The sequence below is a fragment of the Ruegeria sp. HKCCD8929 genome (assembly GCF_013031405.1).
Classification (GTDB): Bacteria; Pseudomonadota; Alphaproteobacteria; order Rhodobacterales; family Rhodobacteraceae; genus Ruegeria.
Window position 1 is genome coordinate 1 of sequence record NZ_WPZY01000127.1, and the last position, 1,440, is coordinate 1,440.

Consider the following 1,440-nt stretch of genomic DNA (forward strand, 5'->3'; position numbering starts at 1 on the left):
CACCATTGCTTGGCTAAAACGCGTTTGCGCAACATTAACCAAAGGTGAACGACGCGTTCTCCGAGTGTTCAACAACGGTTGAGCATACTGTCTGCGGAGGAATGGGCCGGAGAGGATTCGGCTGCATCACAGGACGGGGGAACAGCATGACCAAAACAGCCTTTGAGCGCGCGGATCATGATCAATCCACGTTAGGGCAATCTTCACGACCGAAGACGCGTCGGCCGTCGAAACCGATTGCGTCTGCAAATGCTGATCGCTTCCCGCCTATCGAATGTGTTCTGATCGACATCGTTCGGAACAAACGGCTGCTCAACGCCCTCGAGAAGACAGCCTGAGTGATCCCACATCCTCTGCCAAGCCAAGTGTACCCCCCAAAAAAGGCTTAAAAGGAGCCCTTTCCAGAAGTGGAACGGGCTCCTTTTGACTGGCTAAGAGCCGACGCCAAAGGCCTCGAATGGCTCAGCGATAGGCCAACCCGCATGGGTTACCGGAAACCGCATTTCTGTTTCTGACCCAAGAAGTTTTGTTTGAGCTAGTCCCCGGGTTAAAGAGTTGCAGAGTTGGCGCTATATATCACCAAAGTCGCTGCCTTGATGCACTATACCTGTCCCATGCCGTATCGGGTGGACCTCAGAGACCCAGAATCGACTTCACTGCAGCTTCGATCTCATCGGTGACGGGCTTGTTGGCGGCGTCCTCAAGAGCGGCACGTTCGACTTCAGGCTGCTTTTCTGCGAGTTCGGTGAGTTCTGCGACTTCCGCGACCGTCTCATCGTATTCAACGGCTGCATCCCGTTCAGCCGTCAGATCGTCGACCGTCTGGTTGGAAGCATCCAGCGCGTCCCGTGCGTCCGCAAGCTCGGCTTCGATGTCGGGGTCCGAACCGCCGGCAGCCTCAAGCTCAGCCTCAAGATCCCTCACTCGGTCGGCGTTGTCCTGCGCCTCTGCCAGCGCGTCCTCAAGATCGTTCTCGATGTCGGGAATCGGGCGGTCAGGTTCTGTGAGACCCGCCAACTCCTCTTCCTTCAGTACCAGCTCTTCGTTTATCGCAATCCCCTCAAGGACCGTGTCCCGGTAGGTGGCAATCCGGCCAACTCGGGAGTTGGGAGACGCGTTGTTCAGGGCAGTCGCGCTGGCATTCGCTGCATTCAAAGCACCCAACTCGGACGGATGAACGCCGAGTAGCCCGGCCATCTTCTTGCTTACGGGCGGTGCGGCCGGTCGGGTGACCTTGGCCGGTTGCTTGGCCTTGGTCGTACTGCGCGAAGCCCCGGTGGTTGACTGTCTGGCCGACCTGGTGGTCGTTCTCACTTTCCGTCCGCTAAACAGGCCTTTTAGAGAAAACCCACCGCCGCCCGAGGCCTTTGATCGCGACCTTTGAGATTTTGAGCCGCCGCGGTTGGATTTACCCGCACCTTTCCCGCCATCGCCCTTATC

Annotated in this window: 2 protein-coding genes; one reads left to right on the top strand and one right to left on the bottom strand. The window is 57.7% G+C overall.

From position 1 onward, the window contains the following. Positions 1-146 precede the first annotated feature (146 nt). Positions 147-338 carry a hypothetical protein gene (locus GOX53_RS29350; RefSeq protein ID WP_171182407.1) on the top strand — a complete coding sequence of 64 codons (192 nt, stop codon included), beginning with the start codon at positions 147-149 and terminating at the stop codon, positions 336-338. A gap of 295 nt (positions 339-633) precedes the next feature. Here GOX53_RS29350 and GOX53_RS29355 read toward each other — a convergent pair whose 3' ends face one another. Beyond that, entirely contained in the window at positions 634-1,314 is a 681-nt protein-coding gene (locus tag GOX53_RS29355; protein ID WP_171182408.1) for a hypothetical protein, read from the bottom strand. Between the last annotated feature and the right edge of the window lie 126 nt (positions 1,315-1,440).

Bases quoted from the DNA above. Each gene is read 5' to 3' on its own strand.
- GOX53_RS29350 (WP_171182407.1), top strand. From the start codon at position 147: ATGACCAAAACAGCCTTTGAGCGCGCGGATCATGATCAATCCACGTTA.